This is a genomic window from Nitrospirillum goiasense (genome assembly GCF_034427435.1).
In the GTDB taxonomy this organism is placed as follows: Bacteria; Pseudomonadota; Alphaproteobacteria; order Azospirillales; family Azospirillaceae; genus Nitrospirillum.
Map to the genome: position 1 here is coordinate 1,210,600 of NZ_JAXQNP010000003.1, position 24,592 is coordinate 1,235,191.

At 68.8% G+C, this 24,592-nt stretch carries 23 protein-coding genes and 1 pseudogene; 7 read left to right on the forward strand and 17 right to left on the reverse strand.

What is annotated here, in order from left to right; all coding sequences use genetic code 11:
* Position 1: 1 nt before the first annotated feature.
* The 10 genes from ULB03_RS19675 to ULB03_RS19720 form a co-directional block, all read right to left on the reverse strand.
* Positions 2-937: a hypothetical protein gene (locus ULB03_RS19675; RefSeq protein ID WP_322484790.1), complete on the reverse strand. Its 936-nt coding sequence runs from the start codon at positions 935-937 to the stop codon at positions 2-4.
* Positions 934-2,496, reverse strand: a complete 1,563-nt coding sequence (locus ULB03_RS19680) for a tetratricopeptide repeat protein (protein WP_322484791.1) — start codon at positions 2,494-2,496, stop codon at positions 934-936. The genes ULB03_RS19675 and ULB03_RS19680 overlap by 4 nt, the downstream gene beginning before the upstream one ends.
* Positions 2,497-2,582: 86 nt before the next feature.
* On the reverse strand, positions 2,583-2,774 hold the full coding sequence (locus ULB03_RS19685; RefSeq protein ID WP_322484792.1) for a hypothetical protein: 192 nt from the start codon (positions 2,772-2,774) through the stop codon (positions 2,583-2,585).
* A gap of 125 nt (positions 2,775-2,899) precedes the next feature.
* Complete coding sequence (locus tag ULB03_RS19690) at positions 2,900-3,088, reverse strand: hypothetical protein (protein ID WP_322484793.1); 189 nt, start codon at positions 3,086-3,088, stop codon at positions 2,900-2,902.
* Positions 3,085-3,222 carry a hypothetical protein gene (locus ULB03_RS19695; protein WP_322484794.1) on the reverse strand — a complete coding sequence of 46 codons (138 nt, stop codon included), beginning with the start codon at positions 3,220-3,222 and terminating at the stop codon, positions 3,085-3,087. Before ULB03_RS19695 ends, ULB03_RS19690 begins: the two co-directional genes overlap by 4 nt.
* A 17-nt stretch (positions 3,223-3,239) precedes the next feature.
* Positions 3,240-4,868, reverse strand: a complete 1,629-nt coding sequence (locus tag ULB03_RS19700; RefSeq protein ID WP_322484795.1) for a sigma-54 dependent transcriptional regulator — start codon at positions 4,866-4,868, stop codon at positions 3,240-3,242.
* Between the two features lie 181 nt (positions 4,869-5,049).
* Positions 5,050-6,003, reverse strand: a complete 954-nt coding sequence (locus tag ULB03_RS19705) for a peptidylprolyl isomerase (protein WP_322484796.1) — start codon at positions 6,001-6,003, stop codon at positions 5,050-5,052.
* 131 nt (positions 6,004-6,134) lie between these two features.
* A complete protein-coding gene (locus tag ULB03_RS19710) occupies positions 6,135-6,656 on the reverse strand; it encodes a spore coat protein U domain-containing protein (RefSeq protein WP_322484797.1) in 522 nt (173 codons plus the stop codon).
* Between the two features lie 121 nt (positions 6,657-6,777).
* Positions 6,778-7,677: a spore coat protein U domain-containing protein gene (locus ULB03_RS19715; protein ID WP_322484798.1), complete on the reverse strand. Its 900-nt coding sequence runs from the start codon at positions 7,675-7,677 to the stop codon at positions 6,778-6,780.
* 290 nt (positions 7,678-7,967) lie between these two features.
* The gene (locus ULB03_RS19720) at positions 7,968-10,355 is read right to left on the reverse strand and encodes a fimbria/pilus outer membrane usher protein (protein WP_322484799.1); all 2,388 of its coding nucleotides are present in this window, start codon (positions 10,353-10,355) and stop codon (positions 7,968-7,970) included.
* Positions 10,356-10,825: 470 nt separating this feature from the next.
* On the opposite strand from ULB03_RS19720, the gene ULB03_RS19725 reads away from it, so the two are divergent.
* The gene (locus ULB03_RS19725; RefSeq protein ID WP_322484800.1) at positions 10,826-11,029 is read left to right on the forward strand and encodes a hypothetical protein; all 204 of its coding nucleotides are present in this window, start codon (positions 10,826-10,828) and stop codon (positions 11,027-11,029) included.
* A gap of 41 nt (positions 11,030-11,070) precedes the next feature.
* Here the strand turns inward: ULB03_RS19725 and ULB03_RS27510 are convergent.
* Positions 11,071-11,490 (reverse strand): annotated as a pseudogene (locus tag ULB03_RS27510) (fimbria/pilus periplasmic chaperone); the annotation flags it as partial.
* A 263-nt stretch (positions 11,491-11,753) separates the two neighbouring features.
* On the opposite strand from ULB03_RS27510, the gene ULB03_RS19730 reads away from it, so the two are divergent.
* Complete coding sequence (locus ULB03_RS19730; protein ID WP_322484801.1) at positions 11,754-12,182, forward strand: hypothetical protein; 429 nt, start codon at positions 11,754-11,756, stop codon at positions 12,180-12,182.
* A 90-nt stretch (positions 12,183-12,272) separates the two neighbouring features.
* Here the strand turns inward: ULB03_RS19730 and ULB03_RS19735 are convergent, their stop codons facing one another.
* Positions 12,273-12,938, reverse strand: coding sequence for a DsbA family oxidoreductase (locus ULB03_RS19735; protein WP_322484802.1), 666 nt, complete (start codon positions 12,936-12,938; stop codon positions 12,273-12,275).
* A 115-nt stretch (positions 12,939-13,053) separates the two neighbouring features.
* On the reverse strand, positions 13,054-14,076 hold the full coding sequence (gene fliG / locus ULB03_RS19740) for a flagellar motor switch protein FliG (RefSeq protein WP_044563751.1): 1,023 nt from the start codon (positions 14,074-14,076) through the stop codon (positions 13,054-13,056).
* 304 nt (positions 14,077-14,380) lie between these two features.
* Between fliG and ULB03_RS19745 the strand changes: the two genes are divergently transcribed.
* Positions 14,381-14,998 (forward strand): DUF6491 family protein, encoded by a 618-nt coding sequence (locus ULB03_RS19745; RefSeq protein WP_322484803.1) that lies wholly within the window; start codon positions 14,381-14,383, stop codon positions 14,996-14,998.
* Positions 14,999-15,097: 99 nt separating this feature from the next.
* Here the strand turns inward: ULB03_RS19745 and ULB03_RS19750 are convergent, their stop codons facing one another.
* From ULB03_RS19750 to ULB03_RS19765, 4 genes are all read right to left on the reverse strand, one after another.
* A complete protein-coding gene (locus tag ULB03_RS19750; protein ID WP_322484804.1) occupies positions 15,098-15,454 on the reverse strand; it encodes a hypothetical protein in 357 nt (118 codons plus the stop codon).
* Positions 15,455-15,567: 113 nt separating this feature from the next.
* A complete protein-coding gene (locus ULB03_RS19755) occupies positions 15,568-17,892 on the reverse strand; it encodes an ATP-binding protein (RefSeq protein WP_322484805.1) in 2,325 nt (774 codons plus the stop codon).
* A 110-nt stretch (positions 17,893-18,002) separates the two neighbouring features.
* Complete coding sequence (locus tag ULB03_RS19760) at positions 18,003-18,566, reverse strand: 2OG-Fe(II) oxygenase (protein WP_322484806.1); 564 nt, start codon at positions 18,564-18,566, stop codon at positions 18,003-18,005.
* 156 nt (positions 18,567-18,722) lie between these two features.
* Positions 18,723-19,457, reverse strand: a complete 735-nt coding sequence (locus tag ULB03_RS19765; RefSeq protein WP_322484807.1) for a 2OG-Fe(II) oxygenase — start codon at positions 19,455-19,457, stop codon at positions 18,723-18,725.
* A 338-nt stretch (positions 19,458-19,795) separates the two neighbouring features.
* Here ULB03_RS19765 and ULB03_RS19770 point away from each other — a divergent pair, with 338 nt between their 5' ends.
* From ULB03_RS19770 to ULB03_RS19785, 4 genes are all read left to right on the forward strand, one after another.
* Complete coding sequence (locus ULB03_RS19770) at positions 19,796-19,954, forward strand: hypothetical protein (RefSeq protein WP_322484808.1); 159 nt, start codon at positions 19,796-19,798, stop codon at positions 19,952-19,954.
* Positions 19,955-19,977: 23 nt separating this feature from the next.
* The gene (locus ULB03_RS19775; protein WP_322484809.1) at positions 19,978-21,327 is read left to right on the forward strand and encodes an efflux RND transporter periplasmic adaptor subunit; all 1,350 of its coding nucleotides are present in this window, start codon (positions 19,978-19,980) and stop codon (positions 21,325-21,327) included.
* A 52-nt stretch (positions 21,328-21,379) separates the two neighbouring features.
* Entirely contained in the window at positions 21,380-22,060 is a 681-nt protein-coding gene (locus tag ULB03_RS19780) for an ABC transporter ATP-binding protein (RefSeq protein ID WP_322484810.1), read from the forward strand.
* A 69-nt stretch (positions 22,061-22,129) separates the two neighbouring features.
* A complete protein-coding gene (locus ULB03_RS19785) occupies positions 22,130-24,592 on the forward strand; it encodes an ABC transporter permease (RefSeq protein ID WP_322484811.1) in 2,463 nt (820 codons plus the stop codon).

The following is a 24,592-nucleotide window of genomic DNA, read 5'->3' on the forward strand; positions in this document are numbered from 1 at the left end:
TTCAGGGATCTGCGGCCGTCAGCAGCCCGTGGCGGGTCAGCGCGTCGCCATGGTGCGCGACATGGTCGCCCAAAAGTCTTGTCTGAAAGGCGCGCAGGCACGGATTGCGCAGGATGCGGAAATAGCCGGCCAGCGCCCCTTTGCCCACCTGCACATGGCCGTCATAGACATCCATGAACCAGTGACGGCTGGCGGTGCAATGCACCAGCCGCACCGTCCGCCCCCGCACGGCATGGCCGCCGCCGTCCGCATGGATCAGGGGCAGCAGGTGATTCTGCGGCTGCCACTCCACCGGATCCAACAGCAGCGCCCCGCCGGCATGACCCCACCGGGGCCCATGGACCAGAAGGGCCATGACGTTCTGCTCGAACAAGGGGTGCGGCGTCAGCCCCCGGCTGCGGCGGTCCCAATCCGCCAGCAAGGACTTGGAGCGGCACAGCCAGAAACCGACGCTGACATAGGGCGCGTCCGGGTCGGCGCCGCTGTCGGCCAGCAGGGTGCGAAACGGGGCCAGGGCCACACCGCCCTCATCCATGGCCGCCACGTCGCGCAGGGCGATGCCGTTGATGTCGGTGGTCAGCGCGATGGCGGCGCCGGTGTCGTCCAACCGTTGGAACAGCCGCGCCATGACGCCGGCATCCAGCCCCGTGACCAGCATGTCGGCGTCGATCCAGCACAAGCCGCGCCACGGCAGGGCCTCGACATACTCCAGGATGGCGGCCTTCTTGGCATAGGGGTGCAGGCTTTCCGGCAGGTCCGCGGGCCGGGGCAGCAATTGTCCCCGCTCCGCCAGATAGGCTTGCTGGCCGGGCGCCAGGCCGTAATCGCAGACCATCAGCCGCTCACCCGGCAGCTGTTGGGCGAAGCTCTCCAGCAGCATCAGGGTGGTTGCGAAGAAGCGCCGGTCGGCGCCGGTGACATAAAGGATGTCGCTCATGCCATCACCGGCGCTTGCGGCCAATCGGTGCCGTGTATCAGGCGCAACGACGGGTACCAGGGGGTGGCCTCGCCTGTTGCGGGCCAGCGCCAATCGGCATCGGGCGGCACCAGAACCACCCCCGGGCGGCCCAACGCTCCCGCCAAATGCGCCAGGATGCCGACGGGCAGGGCCACCGCGTCCGCCGCTTTGAGGGCGGCGGCGACGTGGGCCCATCCTTCCGGCGCATCCGGCGGTGGCGGGCGCAGGGGCATCGCCACCACTCCCCGCGGCAGGATCGGTTGGGCCGTGTCGCCCGCGACCGCCACCGTCCGCCCCGGCGGCGGGGATGCCGGCAGGGCGGGCGTCGGGGTTGGGGCATGCAGGTAGGGCCCGGTCCAGAAGCCGGCGGGGTCCCACAGCGCCAGGCGCTCGGGGATCTCCTGCAACGGCACCTGGAAATCCGCGTGGACGGTATCCCGCCCCCGGATCGCCACGTCGATGCCGGCCAGGGGCTGGCCCGGCCCCGTGGGCAACAGCGGCGCCCAACCCGGTGGAACCTCCACCACCACATCCACGCCCCGATCACGCAGGCGCGGCAGCAGGCGGGCCAGGTGGGGCAGGGCCTCCGCCTCGACCTCGTCCCACACCAGCAGGCGGCGCCCGGCGATATCCTGGTCCGCCCGTTCCCACAGGGGGATGGCGCCGTGGCGGCGGGTGGTTCCGGGGCGCATCCAGCGCCAAGCCAGGTCGGAGAAGCCATCCCGCCAGGCGCCCAGGCGCAGGCAGGCGGCGGCATGGTCCAGGCGCGCGGCGGCATGGCGCGGGGTCAGCGCCAGGGCGCGCGCATACCGGGCGCGGGCGCCGGCGATATCGCCGGCGGCTTGGCTCAGCCGTCCCCAGGCGTGGTGGGTGTCGGCATCGGCGAGCCCGGCGGCTTCAATCGCCGCCAACACGGCCGCCGCCCGCTGGGGCGCGTCGGTGATCAACAGCTCCGCCCGCAGGCGGTGGGCGGCCGCGGTGGCGGTGTCCGCGGGCGGCAGCGTGTCCAACAGCTCTAGCGCGGCCCCGGCCTTACCCCGGCGGGCCAGCAGCCGGGCCAGGCTGGCTCGGGCCGGCACGCTGGCGGGGTCCACCGCCAGCAGGCGGCGATAGTGGCTCTCCGCCTCCACCACCGCGCCGGCACTGGCCAACCCATCGGCCAAGGCCAATCGAGCGGCCGCTTCCAAGGGCAGGCCCAAGGCGTCAGCCTCCAGCAGCGCCTCCAGCGCGCGGTCAGGCTGGCCGGCCCGTTGACGGTTGTCCGCCAGGGCGGCCAGGCCGCGCGCCAGATTGGCGGCGATGTCGGGAACGGTGGCGGCGCCCGGCTGCGCGTGGGCGCGGCGGATCAGGCCCACCCCGGCTTCCAGCCTGCTAGCGTCGCCCCCGGCGCGTTGCAGGGTCAGGACACCCCGCAGGTGCAGGGCGTCCACCTGGTTCGGCACCTGGGCCAGGATGGCGGTGTAAAGGGCTTCCGCCTCATCCAGGCGGCCGGCGCCATGATGGGCGACGGCGGCGGACAGCGCCTGGGCCAGGGACATTCCTTCCTGGGCCATGGGTCAGCGGCCGATGGGGGGCGGGGCGGGGAAAACAGGCATGCCCAAGGGATTGCCCGGGGGCAGGGGGATCAGGCGCTGATATCGACCAACTGGCCGCGCCCGTCGGTGGGGGCGGGGCCGGCGCTCTGCCCGGTCAGCAATTCGGTCGCCACGGCGGATTGCGCATCCGTGGTCTGCTTCAGGGCCTTCACCTGGAATTGCAGGCTGGCCTGCAACACGTTGGCGGCGGTGGCCGCGGCGGCTTGGCTGTCGATCTGCATCTACGCTACTCCGGGGGCCGTGGCGCCATGGGGCCCTCATGGGGGCGACTGCCGTCATGCGCAGTATCGCGCCGAACGTCCCACGGCTCAAGGCATAGAGTCGGCCGCCACCCGTGAAGATTCCGTTAGCTGAGCGAGCTCATGATGCTGAAGCACAGCTGGTCGCCCTGGGCGTGCAGGGTCTTCAGCGCATCCTTGGGCAGGGGGATGCGCTTTTTCTGGCAGTAGGCCACGATCAACCGCGCCAGCAGATAGGATTCCAGCTGCATGACCTCGCGCCCGCCGCCGGTGGGCAGCTCACTGGTCAGCTTCACCGTCGGGGGGGACCCTCGACCACCTGGATGCTCAGGATGCGGCGGCTGGCGTCGAATTCCTCAGGCGGCACGGTTTGGAAGACGAGCTTCAGCTCGTCATTGGAGAAGATGATGTGCCGGATTTCCGTGATCATGACCGTTTCCTTGGACGTCAGGCCGTGGCGCGCTTCTTCTGGCGGCGGCGATAGATGGTGCAGGGGTTGATCTCCAGCAGCGCGGCGGCGCGGGTGATGTTGCCCTGGCACAGGCGGATGGCTTCCTCGATGGTTTCCTCCTCCACCATCCACAGCGGCCGGATGCGGCGCTCGGGGGCGGGGTCGGAGTCGGTGGCGGCCAGCCCATCCTCAAGGGGGATGGGGGCGGCCCAGCTGTTGACGCCGGGCAGGCGTGCCGCACCCATGGAGACGCCCCCCGGCGCCGGCGCTCCGGGTGCCGCGGGCGGCATGCCGAATCCGGTCGGCGCCACGCCCCCCAGGGAGGTCCCGCCCGCGGCCGGCCCGGCCAGGTTGGCGGGCGGCGGCGGCGTGAACGGGAAGGGCATGGGCCCGGCCATGGCCGACCAGCGCGGGTCGTTCAGCATGGGGGGCACGATCATGGTTGGCTTGTTCAGCGGCGGGGGCAGCATGAACGGCTGGATGACGGCGCCGTCGTTCAGCACCACCACGTTGCGCACCACGTTCAGCAACTGGCGCACGTTGCCCGGCCAGGTGTAGGTGCGCATGATGTCCTCCGCCTCGCCACTGAAGCCGGTGAAGGACTTGCGTTCCTCCTGCGTGTACTTGGCCAGGAACTCCCGCGCGATCAGCAGGATGTCGTCGCCGCGGTCGCGCAGGGGCGGCAGCTCGATGGAAATGACCTGCAGGCGATAGAACAGATCCTCGCGGAAGCGGCCGGCCTGCACCTCGGCGAAGGGGTCGCGGTTGGTGGCGCAGACGATGCGCACGTCAACCGCCTCGGCCTTTTCGCTGCCCACCTTCTTGACCATGCCGGTTTGCAGGAAGCGCAGCAGCTTGGCCTGCAGGGCCAAGTCCATCTCACCGATTTCGTCCAGGAACAGCGTGCCGCCATCGGCCTGCAGGGCGGCGCCGGCGTGATCCGTCGTCGCCCCGGTGAAGGCGCCCTTCACATGGCCGAAGATCTCGCTTTCCATCAAATCCTTGGGGATGGCGGCGCAGTTCACCGGGATGAAGGGCTTGTTGGCGCGCGGGCTGCGGCGGTGGATGGCCTCGGCGCAGACCTCCTTGCCCGTGCCGCTTTCCCCGGTGATGAACACCGTGGCCTTGGACGGTGCCGCCGCCTCGATCATGCGGTAGACGCCGCGCATGGCGGGCGAGATGCCGACGAAGCCCAGATAGCCCAGCGGGTCCTCCACCGGTGCGGTGGGCGGTGCCGCCTCCAGCATCTTTTCCCGTTCGGCCAAGGCGGTGGCCATGGCCTGGCGCAGGCGGTCCGTGCCCGCCGGCAGCAGCAGCACGTCCACGGCGCCGGCGCGCATGACATCCACCGCCATCTGCACCGAGCCCTGGGACGTCAGCGCCACCACCTGCGGCGCCCGCGCGTCGGCCTTCAATTCCTTCAGCAAATCCAGGCCGTTGCCGCCCGGCAACTGAAGGTTCAAGAGCACCACGTCGGCCGGTGCCTCGGCCAGCGCCCGGCGGGCGGCCGGGGCGGTATCAACCACCTGCAGGGCATGACCATCCTTGCGCAATGCCTGGCTGTAGGCGGCGGCCATGGACGGCGTGGGTTCGACGATCAGGACGCGGCGCGGGCGGGTTTCCATGGGGCGGAAGCTTTCAGGAGGACATCGCCCGCGCCTATCCTTTTGGGGAATGCGCGGGGCATTGCAGCTTGCAGGTTTTCAAGCAATCGCCCAGCGCTGTCAACGCGGGACATTGCAGGATGCAATGCCCCGGAGCTGTTCTTAAGGTTAGGGTCTCGCCGGCCATCCGGCACGGTCAGCCCTATTGTATAGGCTTGGCCTCAGCCGTACGGACGGGTATGGGGATATTACAAACGTCCACATGCCCCGCCGGCACCGGAAAGAAGTCCTCCCTACGGTTGCGGCGTGCCTCGACATAGGCGGCCCAGGTGGGGGTGTCCGTGCGCAACACCACCAGGTTGTCGCGCTGGTCGGGGGGCAGGTCGGCGGCCAGCCGCACCTTGGTGATGGGGATGCGCTGTTCCGGCTTGTCATAGAAGCCCAGGGCGGCGGTGCCGCGCGGCAGGCTGCTCAGGATGTCCATGCCCCGCAGCACGCGGCCGACCACGGTGATGTTGCGGTCCAGGTGGCGGGGCGCCTGGCCGATGACGGCGTAGAGCTCCGCCCCGCTGCCGCTGTCCAGCGCCATGTCGCGGCCTACGCCCACCATGCCGTAGCAATGGACCAGCCAGGCCTCGCGGCCCTTGGCGTCGCGGGCGGCGGGGAAGCCATCGCTGTAGCCGGCCTCGGGCGCGTAGGTGTCCCGGTCGGGCAGCGGGGTGAAGGGCAGCTTGGCCACGGCCTCGCCCCGCACCACGAATTCAGGCGCCAGCTTGGTCTGCGCCGTCTTGGGCGTGCGGGTGTTGTCGGCGTCGCCCCACTGGGTGACGTAGTTGTCCTGCACCCGGTCCACGGCCAGGCCGTCGAACCAGCCCTCGCGCACCAGCTTGCGGATGTTGTCGACATGCGCCGGGGCGAAGGCGGGCGCCAGCTCGATGATCACCCGGCCCTGGGCCAGGTCCATGTACAGCAGGTTTTCCGGGTTGGGGGACCGCCAATCCATGGGGCTGGCCGCGGCCAGGACGTCGGCGGCGACCGGCCCCGCCTTGCCGGCTGGCTTTGGTGTGGCGGGCTTGGCCGCGTCGGCGGCGTGGGCGGTGACGGACAGGCAAACCAGGGCCGCCGCCAGGCGGGCGGCTACCATCGGACGACGCATCGCTTCCCCTTCATTCTCACGGCGGCCATTCCCATGATGGGGCCGCCATCCCGGCGCAGGATTGGCTCCGGGACCGGGCAAGGGCAAGCGATTTCAGGCGGTTTCGGGGGTGGGGGGCTTCGGCCCGCTGCCTATTTGGCGGCGATCGAAACCGTGACCGTGTCCTGGTACACGCCGGCGGCGGCCTGGTTGTTGCCGGGCAGGCTGACGGCCAGGGTGCCCTGGCGGCTTTGCGTGGAGCCGGCGCGGTCGGTGGTCAGCGTGCCGTTCTTGGCGGCGGCCGTGTTGTCATAGGACAGGCTGTAGGCCACGGCCGTGGACCCGGTGGCGCTGCTCTTCAGCGTGCCGCTGTTGGCCGAGGCGACCGAGACGGTGTAGCCGTTGCCGGCGTTGCACTGCTCCGTCACCGATCCCACGGTGACGGCGTTCTGGCCGTTCACCAGGTCCAGCGTGGCGTTGCTGGACGTGACGGCCACGGTGCAGACGGTCGGGACGGTGGCGGTGAGCTGGAGGGTGCCGCTGCTGTTGCCCGCCCAGGCGGAACAGCCCAGGACCAGGGTGGCGGCAATGGTCAGCACCAGGCAAACCCCATGGGCGGGGGCCCCATGGACATGGGTATGGTCACGGGGGGCCGCGGGCAAATTCTGGGACATTTTTTGTCTCCATGGGCGCCCCGGAATGGACGCCATCTGACATTCAGGATGGGCCGCCGCCTTCTGCGGCGCCCTGCGTTGGATCAAATGGGCGATCCAGCCACCTGGTCCAGATGGTATGTCAGTTCGCCGTCACCGTCATCAGGAGATAATCCGTATAGGTCCCGGCGATGACCTTGGTGACGTCGCCGATGACGATGATGAAGGTGTGCCGGTCCAGGCTGGAATAACTGTAATAGTTCAGGGTGGTGCCGCTGGCGGACACGCCCCGGCCGTCCACCGTCATGCTGTAGGGGATGCGGGTGTTGGCGGCGCTGTTCACCAGCTGGCCGCCATTCTGCGACTGGATGGTGACGCTGTAGCCCGTGTTGCCCGATACCTCCAGGTCGAAGCTGCGGCTGGCGCCGGTGGTCAGCTCCCCGAAGTCCACGTTGGCGGTCGATGCCGCCAGGTTGCTGCGCACGCCCCCGACATTGACGGTGGCGGAGACGGAGGTGCGCACAGTGGCCCGCACCTGGACGATGGCGCTGTCCATGATGGCCACGATGGTGCCGGCGCTGTTCAACTGGTACAGCGTCACCGTGACCTGGTCGAAATAATAGGACGACCCCACCAACTGCCCGGCCGGGACCGAGGCGTAGAATCCGGTGGTCACCGTCTGGGTGCCACGGCCGTTGTTGACGCTCCCGGTGATCAGGTTGCTGGTGTTGCCCGTGCCATAGTCGCCCACCCGCTGCGTCAGGGCGCCATCCTTGTAAAGGTCATAGCTCAGCCAATTGCCGGTGAAGCCCAGCATCCGCCGCGTGCTGCTCCACAGGCCGCTGTCGATGCCGATCCCGAACAGGCAGTTGCTGCCCGCGATGTATTGCACCGTCACCGTGTTGTAGGTGGGGGGCTGCAGGGCCGCGAAGGGGTCGTAGCTGGTGACGGGGGTCACCTGCGACAGGCCGCTCAGCAGCGCGTAGCAGGTTTGGGCGGCCCGGGCCGGAACCGTGGCCAGGGTCAGCAGCAGGGCCAGCACCAAGAGGGGCCAGGGCAGGCCCCAGGGCGGGAGCGAGAACCGGGCGCGCCTGGCCCGCACCCCCGGGGACTCGGCAGCGGACTCTCCGATGCGGGCGGGCGGGATGGCAGGAAGGCGGGGCGGCTGTTGCATGGCGTCCAGGATAACGGCGTTCCGGCCGGGCGACACCCGGGCAGGAGGAGGGGGCCGGCGGCGGGGGCCGCCGGCTGGTCCGGCAAAGGTAAGCAAGAAGCGTTCCGCCCGGAACCGCCCTCCATCCCCACCCGGCCATTCAGGCGCGGCGCTCCTGCTCATGACGGACCGTCCCCGGCGGGGGTGGAGGCCGGCTTGGTGGGCGACAGGTTGATGGTCTGGCCGGGCAGGGGCTCCAGCGTCAGCGTCCCCAGTGGGAACATGCCCTCGGCCTCCTGCGGCACGGTCACGGGGATGGGCTTGTGCGGCACGCCGTTCAACTGCATCAGCCATTCGCCAGGGCGCACCCCTTCCACGCGGAAGCGGCCCTTGCGGTTGGTGAAGAACGGCACCTCCAGCCCGGCCTTGGGGTCTTTGGCGTTGGTGGCCTTGACCGCCTTGCCGTCCGTGCGCCGCAACAGGCCGGCCGCCAGCGGCACGGGCTTGCCCGCCGGGTCCAGCAGCACGCCGTCCAGCGACACGGTGGCGTCGGTGCCGATGGGCACCAGGGTGCCGGTATGGTTGCCCGGCACGATGGCGGGCCGGTCGTTGCCGATGTCATAGCCCATGGGCGCGTCCGGCACGTCCAGCAGCAGCGGCCGCACCAGATAGGCGGAGATGTTGGGCACCACGGGCGGCCCCAGCCAATCGCTGGACGACAGGTAATGGCCGGTGACGGGGTCCACGCCGATCTCCTCATCCGCGATGCGGGGGTGGGGGACCACCATGGCGAAGCTGTTGGTCACCGGCCGGGTGACGCCGACATGGCCATCGGCGAACACCAGGCCGGTGGCGAAGTTCAGGGTCGTGCGCTCATCATTCTGCAGCGGCCCGTCCAGCGTGGACAGGCGTTGGCTGTAGTCATGGCGGATGGAGGCTTCGAACCGGTCCATGGTGTACCCGACGGAGCCGCTGGCCTGGTAGGTGCCGGTGGTGTTGGTCGCGTCCACGCCCAGGTTCCAGGAATTCGTGGGCCAGGGGTCCTGGTAGCGCCAGTCCAGTTCGCGCTGGCGGCTCAGCGTGTCCATGGTGATGCCGGCGGATTGCACGCCGTCGCCGAAGGTATAGCGGAAGGCCAGATAGGCGCTGTTGTCCGCCTCGCGCGTCACGGTGTTGCGCGCCCGGCTCAGCGTCAGCTCCAGCGTCGCGTGCCGGCCGAAGCGGCGGCGGAAGCCCAGGTCCACGGAATAGCCGTCGATCTGGCTGTCATCGCGCACGAATTGGTAGCGGCCGCTCACGGTCGCGGTCAAATCCTCGTCCAGCGGCTGGCCATACCGGGCCGCCAGGTCGTAGGACACGGTGTTGCGCGGGTCCAGGGTGCCCAGGCTGGCATATCCGCCGGACCGCCAGCTACCCTGGGCCGTCAGGGTGCGCTGCTGATAGAATTGCTCGTCATTCGTATAGTCGCGGTAGGTCATGTCCACCGACGCCCCGCGTGAGGCGCCCAGGCTGGCGCCGGGATTGATGCCGATGGTGCCGAGGCCGGTGACGAACAGGACCTCAGTCCCAATGACCTGCTGGCTCTTGTCCGCCTGAAGGCTGGCGCCCACGGTCAGGTTGTCGGTGATGCCCTGGCGATGATAGCCGGAAAAGGTCGGCCGGCTGCGGTCATAGGTCAGGCGGTCGCTGCCGGTGGAGTAGGGGACGCCGACCGTGTAGTTGAACTCCGACACGCCTTCGGCCAGCAGTTCGGAATCGAAGAAGAAGGGGAAATCGATGGTGCGCGTCTGGCCATAGGCGTCGGTGATGCGCACCTGCACGTCATTGGTGCCGGACGTGCCGGGGAAATCGGACAGGTTGACGGGCCCCGCGTCCTCCCGGAACACGCGGGTGGGGCGGCCGTTCACCAGCACCTCCACCTGCGACGGTGAATCCAGGATGAAGTCGCGGCTGCCCGTGGGCTGGATGGCGCGATAGGGCTGCAGGGTGTAATTGCGGGCGACGGACAGGCCGGTCAGGGGGCGGTTGGTCTGGATGCCGGTGATGGAATAGTCCAGGTCGCCGGCCTGAAGCCGCACCGCGTCCTCCGGGAAATCCCGGATCAGCCGCGCGGGCCCGCGCATGAAGTGGTGGCTGTACTGTTCCTGGTACTGGCCCTGCCATTCGAAGGACCAGCCGTCGATGTTGCCGCCGCCGTCCAGGCCCAGGTTCAGGGGCTGGCGATAATTGCCGCTGTCGGTGGCGGGCTGCGCCAGGAAGACCTGGGCTGTGCGCAGGTTGACGTAGGCCGCGGCGTCCGCCGGCTCCAGCACCTGGTAGCCGCTGGCGGCGTTGGCGCGGTTCACCACGGTCAGGTTGCGCACGGCGCGCAGCTGTGGCGGCACCTTGACCGACAGCGTCAGTTCCTTGGGGTCCACGGTGATGGAAATGGTGGCCCCGCCCGGACCGCCGCGCGTGCCCCCGGCGGGCCCGCCCTGGTACAGCGCCCCCAGTTTGACATAGCCGTCGGGGCCGGCCTGGGACACCAGGTCGCCCAGGGCCTTGGCCTGGACGAAGTCGCGCAGCAACAGGGACAGGCGGTTCAGAATCCACCTGGGTCTCGGCCGGGTCCGGGGCCATCTTGACCGGAACCTGGCCGACCTCGCGCCCCTCCACCTTCACCGGCAGGTCCAGGCTGGTGGGTTTCTCCGCCTTCTTCTTCTTGCCGAAGGTCTTTTCGAACAGCGCCTCGGTGTTCTGGTTGGCGGGCGGCGCCGTCTGGGCCCCCGCTGGGCGGGAGGTCAGCAGGGGGGTAAGCAGGAGCGAAACCAGGACGAGGGCAAGCGCGCCCTGGCGCAGGCGGCCGGGAGGAGCGCCGGGGCGGGCAACGCAAAACGGACCGCGCGTCCGGCGGCCGGGCATCTTCGGTCGCGACAGGCGCAACGCCGTCCTCTTATCAGGGCACCGACAGGGTAACCGTGGCGGGGCCCTGGGCAGATCCGCCGGCCAGGGGATATGGAAATGGCGGGTCACCCCGGCAAGGACGTTTTCGCCGACCATGCCGGTCAGCTGCTCCTTGCGCAGCGTGACGCTCTTGCCGTTGACCTGGGCGGTCAGTTCCAGGTCGCGCATCACCTGGCGTGAACTGCCGTCGTTGCGCACCACCACCTCCATCACCGTGCCGGTGGCGGGGGCCGTGGCGGGCTTGGGGCCGGCGGAAACGACCGTCAGCTTGGGCTTCGCCCCTTCCGGCACGACGTAGAGCGAGGCGACGTATTTCACCAGCAGTTTCACCTGCCCGCCCTGCACCGGCGTGTTGCCCAGGTCGATGGGCAACTGCTCGGCCACCAGGCGGAAGGGCAGTTCCTTGGCCGGCTTGGGATCGCCCGACCACTGCACGCGGATGGACTGGTTCTCGCCCGGTTGCAGGATGATCTGTTCCGGCACGATGGCGAAGCTGTCCTCGGCATCGGCCAGGATGTCCTGGCCGTCCTGGTCCATGCCACGCGACATGATCTTGACGTCGATGGCCACCGGGTCCTTGCCGTCATTCTCCACCCGGAAAATCTGGGTGGCGCCCCGGCCGCTGGGCTCCATGTCCATTTCGATGGGGATCAGGCGGAACGAGGCCAGCGCGCCGGTGGACAGCAGCAGCGCGCCCGCCATGGCCAGCCCAAGGACCCGCGCGGGCCGGGTAAAACGAAACCGGTGAAATGCCGACATGGATGCTCGCCCGACTCTGGAAGACGTGTTTCAGCGCGACGCCTGTGAATGGGGCGGCAAATCTTAAATAATGGTTTACAGCTTTTCTTGGGAGCGCCACCCCACCGACGTCCGCGGCCCCACCATACTCAGATGCGGCCGGCGTTGCACCCGCTTCCATGCCGCGCCGGGTCGAATTCCCTTGGGCGACGGCTAAATCTGGCCAGGCGACCCGTCGTGGGGTAGACCTGGGAACCGATTTCCAACAACAGACCGGTTTTGTCATGGCCACACTGTTCGTCGCCCGCAGCGCCAACCTGTCGAAATGGGCCTCCGACGTCGGCCTGCCCAAGAACATCTTCAAGGTGGGCGTCGTCGAGGGCGGCGCCGACGCGGTGGCCGCGGCCCTGGCCGCCGGTTGGGCGGCGGAAAAGGACTGGACCCTGGTGAAGAAGGTGGAGGTCGGCGACTGGACGGAGGAGGAGGCGCTGGCACGCCTGTCCGCCAAGGAAAAGCCGGTGGACCCCAACTATTATCCCCGCCTGAAGGGGGCCGCCGGCATCTACAAGCTGACGCCCACCACCGTGGGCAACCACCTGATCGTGGCCCGTGCCATGGCCGGCAACGAAAGCCTGGACTTCAAACTGAAGGTCGCCGACTACGCCAACTACCTGATCCAGTTTGCCCAGCCGCCGAAGGCGGCGGGTGAATAAGGACCGCCGAAGGCGGCGGGTGAATAAGGACCGCCGAAGGCGGCGGGTGAATAAGGATCGCCGAAGGCGGCAGGCAGCATTCTGGCCGCCTCAGGCCGCCTCCGCGATCTTGCGCAGCGCGTTCTCATACGCCTCCGGCGGCTGACCGCCGGAAATCAGATAGCGGCCGTCGACGATCACGGCGGGCACCGATTGGATGCCGCGCGACAGCCACAGCTGCTCCGCCTCGCGCACCTCGGCGGCGTAGCGGTCGCTGGCCAGGATGGCCCTGGCCTCCGCCTCATCCAGGCCGGCTTGGGCCACCGCGGCCAGCAGGACCTCGGTATCGGACGGCGCCTCGCCCCGGGTGAAGTAAGCCTCGAACAGGGCCAGCTTCAGGGCCAGTTGGCGGTCTGACCCGTGGGCTTCAGCCCAATGCAGCAGGCGGTGGGCGTCGAAGGTGTTGTAGATGCGGCGCTTCGCACCGTTGGCGCCGGTGGCCGACATGGTGAAGCCGACGGCGGCGGCGCGGGTGCGGATCATTTCCCGCGTTTGGGCCATCTGCTCTGCGCCGGCGCCATATTTGCGGCCGATATGCTCCTCCACATCCTCACCATCGGGCCCCATCTGCGGGTTCAGCTCGAAGGGCTGGAAATGGATGTCGGCCTCGACCTCGCCTTCCAGCCGTGCCAGTGCCGCTTGCAGGCCCTTCAGCCCGATGACGCACCAGGGGCAGGAAACATCGGAGACGAAGTCGATCGAGAGGCGCTTGGTCATGGATGGATTTCCGGCGAACAGGGACAGTGGCCGCACCGTGCATGCGGCATGGACGTCACGCCGTGGCGATGGTCACAGCCACGGCATGAGCGACGCGGAAGAAGATGCAGGGGGCTTAATACACCAGCTCGTCGTCGCCCTTGCCGGAGGCGATGACGATCTCGCCGCGGGCGGCCATGTCCTTGGCCAGCTGCACCATGTACATCTGCGCCTCGTCCACGTCGCGCAAGCGCACCGGACCCATGGCGGCCATGTCCTCGCGCATGATCTTGGCGGCGCGTTCGGACATGTTGGTGAAGAACAGGTCCTTCAGGGTTTCCGAGGCGCCCTTCAGCGCCGTCGCCAGCTTGGACTTGTCGACGGAGCGCAGCAGCGACTGCACACCGGACGGGTCCAGTTTGCCCAAATCCTCGAAGGTGAACATCAGGGCGCGGATGCGCTCCGCGCTGTCACGGTTGCGTTCCTCCAGCGCGGCGATGAAGCGGCTTTCCGTGCTGCGGTCCAGGCTGTTGAAGATCTCCGCCATCATCTCGTGCGCGTCGCGGCGGTTGGTGCGCGCCAGGTTGGACATGAACTCGGTGCGCAGCGTGCGCTCGATATCGTCCACCACTTCCTTCTGCACCGATTCCATGCGCAGCATGCGCATGATGACTTCCATGGCGAAGCTTTCGGGCAGCAGCTGCAGCACGCGGCCGGCGTGGTCGGCCTTGATCTTGGTCAGGATGACGGCGACGGTCTGCGGGTATTCGTTCTTCAGGTAGTTGGCCAGCACCTGCTCGTTCACGTTGGCCAGCTTGTCCCACATGGTACGACCCGCGGGACCGCGGATCTCCTCCATGATGGTGTCGACCTTTTCCTTGGGCAGCACCTTCATCAGCAGGCGTTCGGTGCTGTCGAAGGTACCGACCAGGGAGCCGGTGGAACTGATCTGCTCCGCGAACTCAACGAACAGGCGCTCGACGATGTTGGAACTGACCGAGCCCAAATTGGCCATGGTCTGCGACAGTTCCTTGATCTCGTCCTCGGCCATCAGGGCGAACAGGCGGCTGGCATGTTCCTCGCCCAGCGCCAGCATCAGCACCGCGGCCTTCTCCGGCCCCGTCAGACCCCGGTAATCTTCACGTACCCGGATCGCCATGTATCGTCATCTCCTACCCGGCGTCACGCCGCCGCCGGATTGTCCCGCATAGGGGCGGGCCGTCGTCACGCCACCGCCCCTGACTCACGCCCTTGAACCACTGGCAGGGGCCTGAACCACTCGGCAAAGTACACCCGCCCCCGGCGGCAGGATAGAAATTTTGTCGCAAAGGGTCGGTGCCGCCTTGGCCCGTATAATCCCAGGTATAGTGGCCCGGTGCGCCCATCCCCCTATGATGGCTGGGAACCATCATGTTCCGGGGGGCGTTCCAGGGCCGTTTCTCCGGCGATTCGGGAGGATGGCGATGGTAGAGCGGTATGATCGGATAGGGGCAAGGGCCCGCTGGGGCGTCCATTGGGGGGGCGCCCATTGGGGGAGCGCCCGGTGGGGGGCTGCGGCGCTGGTGCTGTTGTTGGCGGGGTGCCAGTCAACGGGCCAAGGAACCGGCCCGGCGGGTGGACAGGCGGGCAGCGGACAGGCGGGCGCGGCCAGCACGGGGGGCGGTGCGGTCGCCTCGGCCGACGCGACCCCCGGCGCCAAGTCCAAGGCGGAACAGCCGCCCTGCTTTTTCACCCGGGATATCGACGGCTGGAACAGCATCGACCCCTACACCGTGCGTATCCGGGTGGGCGTCAACAAACGCTATGACCTGAAGCTGTTCATGCCCCAGCCCGACCTGTCCACACGCCTGCAACTGGCCATCGTGACCAAGCCCGGCGGGTCGGATTGGGTCTGCTCCCCCATGGATATCGAGATCATCGGCGAGCCGCTGCACCTGCGGGTGCCGGTGCGGGAGATCATCGCCGTCCCGCCTGAGCCGAAGAAGCCGGATGCCGCGGATAAGGACACCCAGAACCAGGGCGGCGGGGCGCAGCCTGGTGCGCAAAAAGACCAAGCTCCACCGCAGGCGACAGGCACCTGACGGTCCGGCAGTCGCTGACGGAGATACCCCGAAGGCGACACCCGGAAGGACAGGGCTCAATGCCCATCCCCCCGGGTGCGTCGTCTCAAGCGCCTAGGCTCATTCCTCGCCGTCGCCGGCCGGGCCTGAGGCCGGTCGGCGGCGGGGCGGGAAACGATCTCCCCCCGCGGGGCCGCCATGGCTGCGCGGCGGCGCCTCGGCCCGCTGGGCGGCGGCACCGTCGATGGCGCCGGTCCAGCCCGATGCCCTGGGGCGGGCGCTGCGTTCCTCGGCGGCGGCGATGGTGCCTTCCAATTCGCGGATGCGCTCCTTCAGGGGGGCGATCATGGCGCTGCTGCTGTTGCGCGCCAGGTATTGTTCGAGATCGCCCTTCAGGCGCTGCAACTGGCTGCGCAAGGTCGCCAGGTCCGTTTTCGGCTTGGCGGAGCGGAAAACCCGTTCCTCGTGTCTGGTCACACCCGTCCTCCATTCGCGCCGGCGTCAGCCGCCGACGGCTGGTCTGCGAGCAAGATATAACAGCGACAAGCGTTTCATGAAACCCGGCGCGATGGGGAATGGCCTCCCTCTTCTTAACGGGGTATGCCCGACCCCCTTCCCGACCCCATACTGGGCGCTGGTTGGGTGGGCGCCGGCCGGGTAGGCGCCAGGCAGCGGGCCAGGGCCTGGCGCAGGTGGGTGCTGTCCAGGGGCTTGGGCACGATGACAAAGCCCAGGCTTTCCGCCTCCGCCACCTTGTCGCCATAGCCGCTGACCAGCAGGATGGGCAGGGCGGGGTACATTTGCCGCACCCCCAGCGCCAACTCCAGGCCGTCACGGCCCCCTGGCAGCACGATGTCGCACAGCACCAGGGAGATGTCGGGCCGCTCGGTCAGCAGAACCTGTGCCGCGTCCGCCGTGGCGGTGGCCTGCACGGCGAATCCCAGCCCCTCCACCATGTGCTGCATCACCTTGGACACCGCCGGATTGTCCTCGACCAGCAGGACATGGCGTCCGTTGCCGTCGATGTCCGGAACCGCGTCGGTGGGTGAGCGGTCCGTGGCGATATCCAGGCCGTCATCGTCCTCCTCCGCCCGGGGCAGGTAGAGCGTGATGGTGGTGCCCCCGGCCGCGGCGCCGGGAAGCCGGGCGCTCAGGCTGTCGGCCAGGGCGGCGCCGCCCGCCTGGCCAACCATGCCCTGCACCTGCGCCAGGCCCAGGCCGGTCGACCGGCCGTCCTGCTTGGTGGTGAAGAAGGGATCGAAGACCCGGTCCAGGATGTCGGCGGGGATGCCGTTGCCGGTATCGCTGATGGTCAGGCGGACGAAATCCCCCATCAGGCCGCCGGTGCGCTCGCTCTCGCGGGTGGCCGGCGCGATGTGGACGTTGGCGGCCGCCAGGCGCAGCGTCCCGCCCCTGGGCATGGCGTCGCGGGCGTTGACCGCCAGGTTCAGCAGCGCCAGATCGAATTCCGTCCTGTCCAGCCGCAGGGGCCAGAGGCGGGGCGGCAGGTCGGTTGCCAATTGGATGTCCCCGCGCAGCGCCGGGCGCAGCAGCTCCGCGATGTCGTCCGCCATATCCGACAGCCTCACCGGGTCCAGGTTCGCCCGGGGCCGGCGGCTGAAGGTGCGCAGGTTACGGGTCAGGCGCTCCCCCCAGCCGATCGCCTGCAACATGGCGTCCAGCACCTCGCGCTGGGGTTCGGTATGGGGCCGGTGGCAGAGGATTTCCGCGCCGGACCGCACGGTCATCAGCAGGTTGGCGAAGTCATGGATGATGCCCCCGGTGATCTGGTCCAAGGCCTGCAGGCGCTGGGTGCGCAGCAGCGCGCTTTCCGCCTGCTCGCGCCGCGCCTCGGCCTCCCGCAGCGCCTTCGCCGCCCGCCTTTCCCGTCGCGCCCGCCGCATGGCCAGCAGCGTCGTGCCGCAGAGGATGCCCATGACCGGCAGGGTCAGCAGCGTCAGCCAGCCCAGTCGGCGATGCCACGCCGCTTCCACCTGGAACCGGTCCACCCCCACCATCACCACCAGCGGCGCGTTGGCCACCATGCGGCAGGCGGTCAGCCGCTCCCTCCCATCCAGGGGTGATATCCGCCAAAGGGCGGCGACCCCGGGGCAGCTTGTGTCCGCGCGCGCATCCCCGGCGGCAACCGGCCCGCCGGCCATGAGCCTGCCGTCCCGGTTCAGCAGCGCCACCGTGGTGGCCAAGTCGTCGCGCGTCGCCCGCCGGACGAAATCGTCGAAATGGACCGGCGACATGGACACGGCGGCGATGCCCGCCAGGCTGCCGTCCGCGCGGCTCAGCCGTCGCACCAGGGTGAATGCCCGCTGGCTGAAGGCGCCCCCGCCAGAGGGCGCGGCGGTCCCCCGCTCCTGCCCAGGGGCTTGCCCGGGAGGCACCAGCACCTCCGCCTGGCCGGCATTCAACTGGCCATGAAGGGCGGTGCCGGCGATGTCGGTGCCGTCGGCGGCGGGTGTGCGGCTGGCGGCCAGGGTTCGGCCGTCCGCGTCCCACAACCACAGCGTCCGGATGGACGGGGCGTCGGCCGCCATGGCGGCCAGGGCGCGGTCCAGTTCCTGTGCGTTGGGCGCGTGGAACGGGGCGCCACCGGCCGTCCGCGCGGGCACCAGCAGGTCGCGCATGCGATCCAGCACCAGGCGGTCGATTTCCACGGTCCGTTGCGCATGCTCATCCACCAGGCTGGCGATGCGCTCCACCCGGTCGCCGGCCTGGGCCATGATGTCTTGCCGGCTCTGGCTCGCGGCGGCGGCCAGCAGGCCCAGGGGAATAAGGACGGCGGCGGCCATCTGCAACCGCAGGGCCGCCATGGTGGACGTGCCCCGGGAGGGGACGGCGCCGGTGGCGCGCACCCCCCTGTCCGGCAATCGCGCCGCACCGATGTCGGAATTCACCGTCACGACCGCCCTTAAGCCCGTCCTACACCTGGATCGATTGTAGGTTGCGGAGCGCGCAATCTACAATCGTGCCATTGGCGGGCCGCGGTAGGCCTTTCGGCTGGCGCGTTTTCCTAGGCGGCCGGGCTGGGCGATACCGGGTCGTTGGGGAAGGCCAACTCATGACGCGCCCGCCATTCCGGCTTCACATAATTGATGATGATGGTGCGGCGCACCCCCCGGAACGGCCGGCGGGCGAAGCCGTGCCACGTATCGTTGCCCGGGATGAAGACCAGGCCGGTGTTGAACCGCCCTGACGCCCGGCCGACATGGCGGCCCTCGGGACCGTCCATGATGTCGGTGCCCAGGGTTTCCGCGTCCGGCCCGGTGCTGAGGTAGACCAGCATGGTGAACAGCTTGGCGCCGATGTCGGTGTGCGGCTCCAGCCAGAAGCCCTCGCGGTCCAGGCAATATTCGATGCGCAGGGACGATCCGGCCAGGTCCACGCCGAACTGCCGTGTCAGGGTGGCGATGGTGTCCGGCGCCTGGAAGGCCGCCGCCACGGCGCCGCAGATCGGGTACAGCAGCTGGTTATCGGCCGCCAGGAAGGTGCGGGTGGAATTGTGGGTCTCACGCCGGCCCTGGGTGTCGTCGATCTCCGGCGCCGCGAACGGCAGCTCCGCCAGGGCTTCGGCCATGGCGGGGGAAAAACGCTGTCCAGATACCAGTGTCGGTAGGGATGGTCGTCGCGCTCCGCCGCGTTCAGGCAGGCGCGGGCATGGCATCCGGTGGCGTCGTCCAGCGCCTGGGGGGAATCATCGGATCGGCCGCCAGGGCCGTTGCGGACATGGTCATCACATTTCCCCCTTGGTGAAGGCTCCGCCCAGGGCCAGGCGCTTCAGCCCGGCGGTGACGCCGTGGCGCAGGGTCTCGCGCCGCGCGGTGCCGGCGTCCACCATCCAGTTCAGCATGATGTAGCGGCGCACGCCGTCATGCGGCTTGTGCCCGTGGAAGGAATTGTCGGTGCGGCGGAAGGCCACCAGCGTGCCGTCCAGCGGCAGCACTTCGGCCAGCATGTCCTCCATGTCGTCGGCGCTGCGCAGCAGCCGCAGGCGGCCGCCGGGTGCCGTCCATTCCTCGTTCAGGTACAGCAGCGCCGTCAGGCGCTTGGTCACGCTGTCGGTGTGGATGCGGCCATCCTTGGGCACGCAGCGGCTGCGCACCGTCACCATCAGGGCGTTCGGATCCAGGTCCACGTTGAAGGTTTCGGCGAAGGCCTGGGTCGTCTCCGGCGCCGTCAGGGCGGCCAGCAGCCGGGTGAAGCCGTCCAGCCCGCCGCGTTCCAGCACCGCGCGCGACGGTGCCGGGACCAGTCCGCCATGGGGGCTGTCGGGAAAATCGTGGCGGGCGGTGACGGCGACGGCCGGCGTGATGAAGCCCGTCATCACCAGATGGGGGAAGGGCGCCTCGGCCGGGCGCAGGGCCCGCAGGCCGTCCAGGTTCAGGACGCCGTCCGTCCGGTTGGTGGGGGAAATGGCCGATGGCGGCACCGGGGCCTTGGGCGCGGCGGGGGAGGAGAGGGCGGGCATGGGGCACCTTGACGAGGCGGAGGCGGAAAGGCCGGTAAGGGCGGACCTTGCCGCGATGCCCCCTTTTCCACCGCCCGCGCCCTTGCGGCGTTGATCCAGGTCAACGGCCGCCGTCACCCTTCGGCGGTGGAGTCCGGTTTCAGGCGGCCCAGGTGTCCGCTAACGGACACTGTCCGCAATCGGACGGAAGGGAAATGAGGTCAAGATGCTGATAAATAAAGAATCTTGTGTCTGGCATACCCCTTGCCAACGACAGGGTGCGGCGTCCGATCGGGAACGGGACGCTAGCGGGCCGCCTCGGGGGCAGGCCCTGGTCGACTGATAAGGAAGTGGGGTTGATGATGGTCCGCAACGACATCCTGATGGGCATGCCGCAAGCCGCCGACGCCCGGCCATTGATCGAGCGGGTCGAGGATGCGCTGCTGTCGGTCAATCCGGACCTGTGGCTGGTCAGTGCCGTTCTGGTGGTCGCGATCCGCTTGCTGGGGGGCTTGTGATGGGCGCGCCAGGGTCCCCCAGCATGGAGGGCGCTGGCCCCCATATCGTCAAGTCCAGCCTGGGGCCGGGCGTGGGTGGGGGCATGGGGGCCGGCATGGACCGCCGGGTGGAACGGCCCACGGGCTGGAAGGGCTGGGTGCATCGGGCACGGACGGACAAGCGCGCCTGGGCCGCCGGCGTGGCGCTGCTGGCCCTGGCCGGCGGGGCCGCCGTGCTGACGCAGACCCAGGGCGGCCAGACGGTGCGTGTCGCTGAATCCCGCCTGACGGTGGCCACCGTGGCCCAAGGCACCTTCGAGGACTTCATCCCCGTGCGGGGCGCGGTGGAGCCGTTGAACAGCGTCTATCTCGACAGCATCGAGGGTGGCCGGGTGGAGAAGAAGCTGGTGGAGGTGGGCCAGAAGGTGAAGGCCGGCCAGCCTCTGGTGGAGCTGTCCAACACTCAACTGCAGCTGGACATCATCTCGCGTGAGGCGCAGGTGATGGAACAGATCAACCGCCTGCACGATACCGAGCTGCAGTTGGAAACCAACCGCATCAGCAACCAGCGTGAGTTGGCGGAGTGCGACTACAATGTGTCCTGGCTGTCCAAGGACCTGGAGCGCAAGACGGCGCTGATCAAGACGGGCGCATCCTCGCAACGCGACATCGACATCATCCGCGACCAGATCAAATGGTATGAGCGCCGGCGCGAGCTGACGCTGGAGACCATGCGCACCACCGACAAGATGCGCGCCAGCCAATACACCGAGATGCAGGACAGCACCCGCCGGCTGGAAGAGAACCTGGCCATGGCGCGCAAGAACCTGGACAGCCTGGTCGTGCGGGCGCCGGTGGATGGCCAGATCACCGTGCTGGATGTGGAAATCGGCCAGACCAAGCAGAAGGGCGAGCGCCTGGGCCGCATCGACCGCGACGACGGCTTCAAGGTCCAGGCGCAGATGGACGAATTCTACCTGTCGCGCCTGGAACTGGGCCAGACGGCGGAGGCCGCCATCGGCGCTGGGGAGTACAAGCTGAAGGTCGCGAAGATTTACCCGCAGGTCCGCGACGGCCAATTCCAGGTGGACCTGGAATTCCTGGGCGCCGCGCCGCAGGATATCCGCAGCGGCCAGACCCTGCAGATGCGCCTGAAGCTGGGGGCAGCGGCCACCGCCCTGCTGATCCCCAACGGTGGTTTCTACCAGGACACGGGTGGCGACTGGATCTTCGTGGTGCGGCCCGATGGCGCCTATGCCGACAAGCGCCGGGTGCATCTGGGCCGGCGCAACGCGCAGATGATCGAGGTGCGCGACGGGCTGTCGGCGGGGGACCGGGTCATCGTCTCGTCCTACGGTGATCTCGCCCACATGGACCGTATCGAGCTAAATTGATCCGATGCCGAAACGATAGACGGATTTGGTGTCATAAGACGGGGTGGCAAGAATGCTGAAGCTAGTCGACCTGACCAAGGTCTACCGCACCGAAGAGGTGGAGACCACGGCCCTGAACCAGGTGAACATCCACATCAAGCAGGGCGAGTTCGTGGCCATCATGGGCCCCTCGGGCTGTGGCAAGTCCTCGCTGCTGAACATCGTGGGCATGCTGGACAACCCGAGCAGCGGCCAATACTGGTTCGGGGATGAGGACGTGGCGGGCTATGGCGAACGTAAGCTGGCCGACATCCGCAAGAAGAACATCGGCTTCATCTTCCAGAGCTTCAACCTGATCGATGAGCTGACGGTGTTCGAGAATGTGGAGCTGGCGCTGCTCTACCACGACATCCCCTCGCGCGAGCGCAAGGAACGGGTGAAGGAGGCGCTGGCCAAGGTCAACATCGCCCATCGTTCCAGCCACCTGCCGCAGCAACTGTCCGGCGGCCAGCAGCAGCGGGTGGCCATCGCCCGCGCCGTCGTCTCGCGCCCCCGCATGCTGCTGGCGGACGAGCCCACGGGCAACCTGGACAGCGCCAACGGCGAGGAGGTCATGAACATGCTGACCGAACTGAATGGCGAGGGCACGACCATCGTGATGGTCACCCACTCCATGCCCCATGCCCAGTACGCCCGGCGCATCATCAACCTGTTCGACGGCCAGGTGGTGGCGGAAAACCTGCGCGCCGCCTGACGCTTCGCATCCGTTTGTCCCGCCCGATCTTTGCCGCCGCCCTTCGCCGGAAAGGGGGAATACCACCCCATGTTCGCCAACTACCTGACTGTGGCGCTGCGCATGCTGGTCAAGCACCGGCTCTATTCCGCCATCACGGTGGCCGGGCTGGCGTTGGGCCTGACGGCGGCCATCCTGATCGGCCTGTTCGTCCATAACGAGCTGACCTACGACCGCGACGTCACCGACGCCGACCGCATCCAGCAGGTTCTGGTCACTGCCACCCTGCCCGGCCGCGCGCCGGAGGACGGGGCGTCGCTGCCCATGCCGGTGGGCCCGGCGCTGAAGCAGGCCTTCCCCCAGGTGGCGGACGTGGCCCGCGTCGCGGCCCAGACGTCCACCCTGAAACGCGACGAGACGCTGTTCAGCGAACCGGCGGCCGTGGCCGACGCCAGCTTCTTCCGCCTGTTCGACTGGCCCTTCCTGGCGGGCGACCGCGCCAGCGCGCTGGACGATCCCAATTCCGTGGTGCTGACGCGCAAGACCGCCGCCAAGTATTTTGGCGACGCCGATCCGCTGGGCCGGACGCTGTCGGTGGATGGCCACCTGCTGCGCGTGACCGGCGTCGTGCGCGACCTGCCAGCGAACACCCAATTCACCTTCGCCCTGCTGATCCCCATGGACAGCCAGGCCAACCAGATCCCGGACTATTTGCGCCAGCACTGGGGCGGCCTGATGGCCATGACCTTCCTGAAGCTGAAGCCGGGGGCCGGTGCCGATGCCGTCCAGGCGGGGCTTCCCGCCTTCGGCGCCGCCATACCGCCCATCCGCAGCAACACGGGCGAGTTTCGCGTGGGCGACGTGTTCAAGTTCTTCCTGGTGCCGTTGAGCGACGCCCACCTGCATCCCGTGCGCGGCACCATGGTGGATGGAATCAGCCCGGTGGAAATCGCCATCTTCACGGCCGTCGCCGTGCTGGTGCTGGTCATCGCCTGCATCAACTTCATGAACCTGGCGACGGCGCGCGCCTCCCTGCGGGCGCGCGAGGTGGCGTTGCGCAAGGTGGTGGGCGCCAGCCGTGGCCAGATCATGGCCCAGTTCCTGGGCGAATCCATCCTGCTGACCACGCTGGCCCTGATCCTGGCCGTGGCGCTGGTGGAGGTGCTGCTGCCCTCCTTCACCGCCTTCCTGGGCAAGCCGTCGCTGGCCTTCAATTACCTGCGGGACGCGCGCGTCATCGGCTGTTTGGCGGCCCTGGTGCTGGTGGTGGGCGGCGCCGGCGGGGTGTATCCGGCGGTCTTCCTCTCCGCCTTCCAGCCGGGGCCGGTGTTGAAGGGCAACAGCGGCGGCACCGGCGCCGGCGGACGCCTGCGCGTGGTCCTGGTGGTGGTGCAGTTCGCCATTTCCATCGGCCTGATGGTGGCGACGGGCGTGGTCTACCGCCAGCTTGCCTACGCCCAGGGCCGGGGCTTGGGTTTCAACAAGGAAAACGTCGTCGTCCTGACCGACCTGTATGGCCCGGATCTGCGAAAGGCGGAGACGCTACGGGACGCCTTGCGCCAGGATCCGCGCATCGTCGCGGCGTCTCTGGCCCAGTCCTATCCCGGCAGCGGCACGGAAAACAACATGGGCGCGCACCGCCCCGGCGCGATGATGGATGACGCGGCGGTGTTGCGCCAGGACGCGGTGGATGCCGACTATTTCGCCGCCCTGGGGGTGCCGCTGCTGGCCGGCCGCGTCTTCGACCGGCGATCGGCCGCCGCCGACACGCTGACCCCAGCCGACCCCGCGCATCCGGAAAAGACGCGGCACGGCGGCCTGGTCTTGAACCGGGCCGCGGTCAAGCGCCTGGGCTTTGCCTCGCCCGAGGCGGCGGTGGGCCAGCCGCTGACGTTGCCCAGCAACCTGGGCAGTGCCAGCATAGAGATGACCGTGGTGGGCGTGGTGGAGGACTTCCACCAGGCCAGCGTCCACACCGCCGTGGCGCCGCAGATGTTCCTGGTGGCGCCGCAAAGCTATAGCCAGTTGCTGATCCGCGTGAAGGCGGGGGAGATGCCCGGCGCCCTGGACCTGATCGACCGGACCTGGCGGCAGATGATGCCGGACCGGCCGGTGCCCCGCGTGTTCCTGGATGCGCAACTGCAAAGCGTCTATGAGCGCGAGATCAAGACCGGCCAGTTGTTCGCCGCCTTCTCCGGCCTGGCCATCGTCATCGCCGCCCTGGGCCTGTTCGGCCTCGCCTCCTTCACCGCCGAGCGGCGGACCAAGGAGATCGGGCTGCGCAAGGTGCTGGGCGCCGGCGTGGCCGACATCGTGCGCCTGCTGGTCTGGCAGTTCTCCAAGCCCGTGCTGGTGGCCAACCTGATCGCCTGGCCCATCGCCTGGATCGCCATGCGCCACTGGCTGGATGGTTTCGCCGATCGTGTTTCGCTCAATCCCCTGCTGTTCGTGGCGTCGGGCCTGTCGGCCCTGATGGTCGCCTGGGCCACGGTGGGATTGCACGCCGCCCGGGTGGCGGCCACCAAACCCGTCGTCGCCCTGCGGTATGAGTGA

What these genes read in the sequence shown, in the direction of transcription:
- ULB03_RS19705 (WP_322484796.1), bottom strand. Translation starts at nt 6,003, where the DNA reads ATGCGTCGTCCGATGGTAGCCGCCCGCCTGGCGGCGGCCCTGGTTTGC.
- ULB03_RS19770 (WP_322484808.1), top strand. Translation starts at nt 19,796, where the DNA reads ATGATGGTCCGCAACGACATCCTGATGGGCATGCCGCAAGCCGCCGAC.
- ULB03_RS19760 (WP_322484806.1), bottom strand. Translation starts at nt 18,566, where the DNA reads ATGGCCGAAGCCCTGGCGGAGCTGCCGTTCGCGGCGCCGGAGATCGAC.
- ULB03_RS19685 (WP_322484792.1), bottom strand. Translation starts at nt 2,774, where the DNA reads ATGCAGATCGACAGCCAAGCCGCCGCGGCCACCGCCGCCAACGTGTTG.
- fliG (WP_044563751.1), bottom strand. Translation starts at nt 14,076, where the DNA reads ATGGCGATCCGGGTACGTGAAGATTACCGGGGTCTGACGGGGCCGGAG.
- ULB03_RS19700 (WP_322484795.1), bottom strand. Translation starts at nt 4,868, where the DNA reads ATGGAAACCCGCCCGCGCCGCGTCCTGATCGTCGAACCCACGCCGTCC.
- ULB03_RS19780 (WP_322484810.1), top strand. Translation starts at nt 21,380, where the DNA reads ATGCTGAAGCTAGTCGACCTGACCAAGGTCTACCGCACCGAAGAGGTG.
- ULB03_RS19730 (WP_322484801.1), top strand. Translation starts at nt 11,754, where the DNA reads ATGGCCACACTGTTCGTCGCCCGCAGCGCCAACCTGTCGAAATGGGCC.
- ULB03_RS19745 (WP_322484803.1), top strand. Translation starts at nt 14,381, where the DNA reads ATGGTAGAGCGGTATGATCGGATAGGGGCAAGGGCCCGCTGGGGCGTC.
- ULB03_RS19675 (WP_322484790.1), bottom strand. Translation starts at nt 937, where the DNA reads ATGAGCGACATCCTTTATGTCACCGGCGCCGACCGGCGCTTCTTCGCA.
- ULB03_RS19710 (WP_322484797.1), bottom strand. Translation starts at nt 6,656, where the DNA reads ATGTCCCAGAATTTGCCCGCGGCCCCCCGTGACCATACCCATGTCCAT.
- ULB03_RS19735 (WP_322484802.1), bottom strand. Translation starts at nt 12,938, where the DNA reads ATGACCAAGCGCCTCTCGATCGACTTCGTCTCCGATGTTTCCTGCCCC.
- ULB03_RS19765 (WP_322484807.1), bottom strand. Translation starts at nt 19,457, where the DNA reads ATGCCCGCCCTCTCCTCCCCCGCCGCGCCCAAGGCCCCGGTGCCGCCA.
- ULB03_RS19775 (WP_322484809.1), top strand. Translation starts at nt 19,978, where the DNA reads ATGGAGGGCGCTGGCCCCCATATCGTCAAGTCCAGCCTGGGGCCGGGC.
- ULB03_RS19695 (WP_322484794.1), bottom strand. Translation starts at nt 3,222, where the DNA reads ATGATCACGGAAATCCGGCACATCATCTTCTCCAATGACGAGCTGAAG.
- ULB03_RS19680 (WP_322484791.1), bottom strand. Translation starts at nt 2,496, where the DNA reads ATGTCCCTGGCCCAGGCGCTGTCCGCCGCCGTCGCCCATCATGGCGCC.
- ULB03_RS19725 (WP_322484800.1), top strand. Translation starts at nt 10,826, where the DNA reads ATGCCGGTCAGCTGCTCCTTGCGCAGCGTGACGCTCTTGCCGTTGACC.
- ULB03_RS19785 (WP_322484811.1), top strand. Translation starts at nt 22,130, where the DNA reads ATGTTCGCCAACTACCTGACTGTGGCGCTGCGCATGCTGGTCAAGCAC.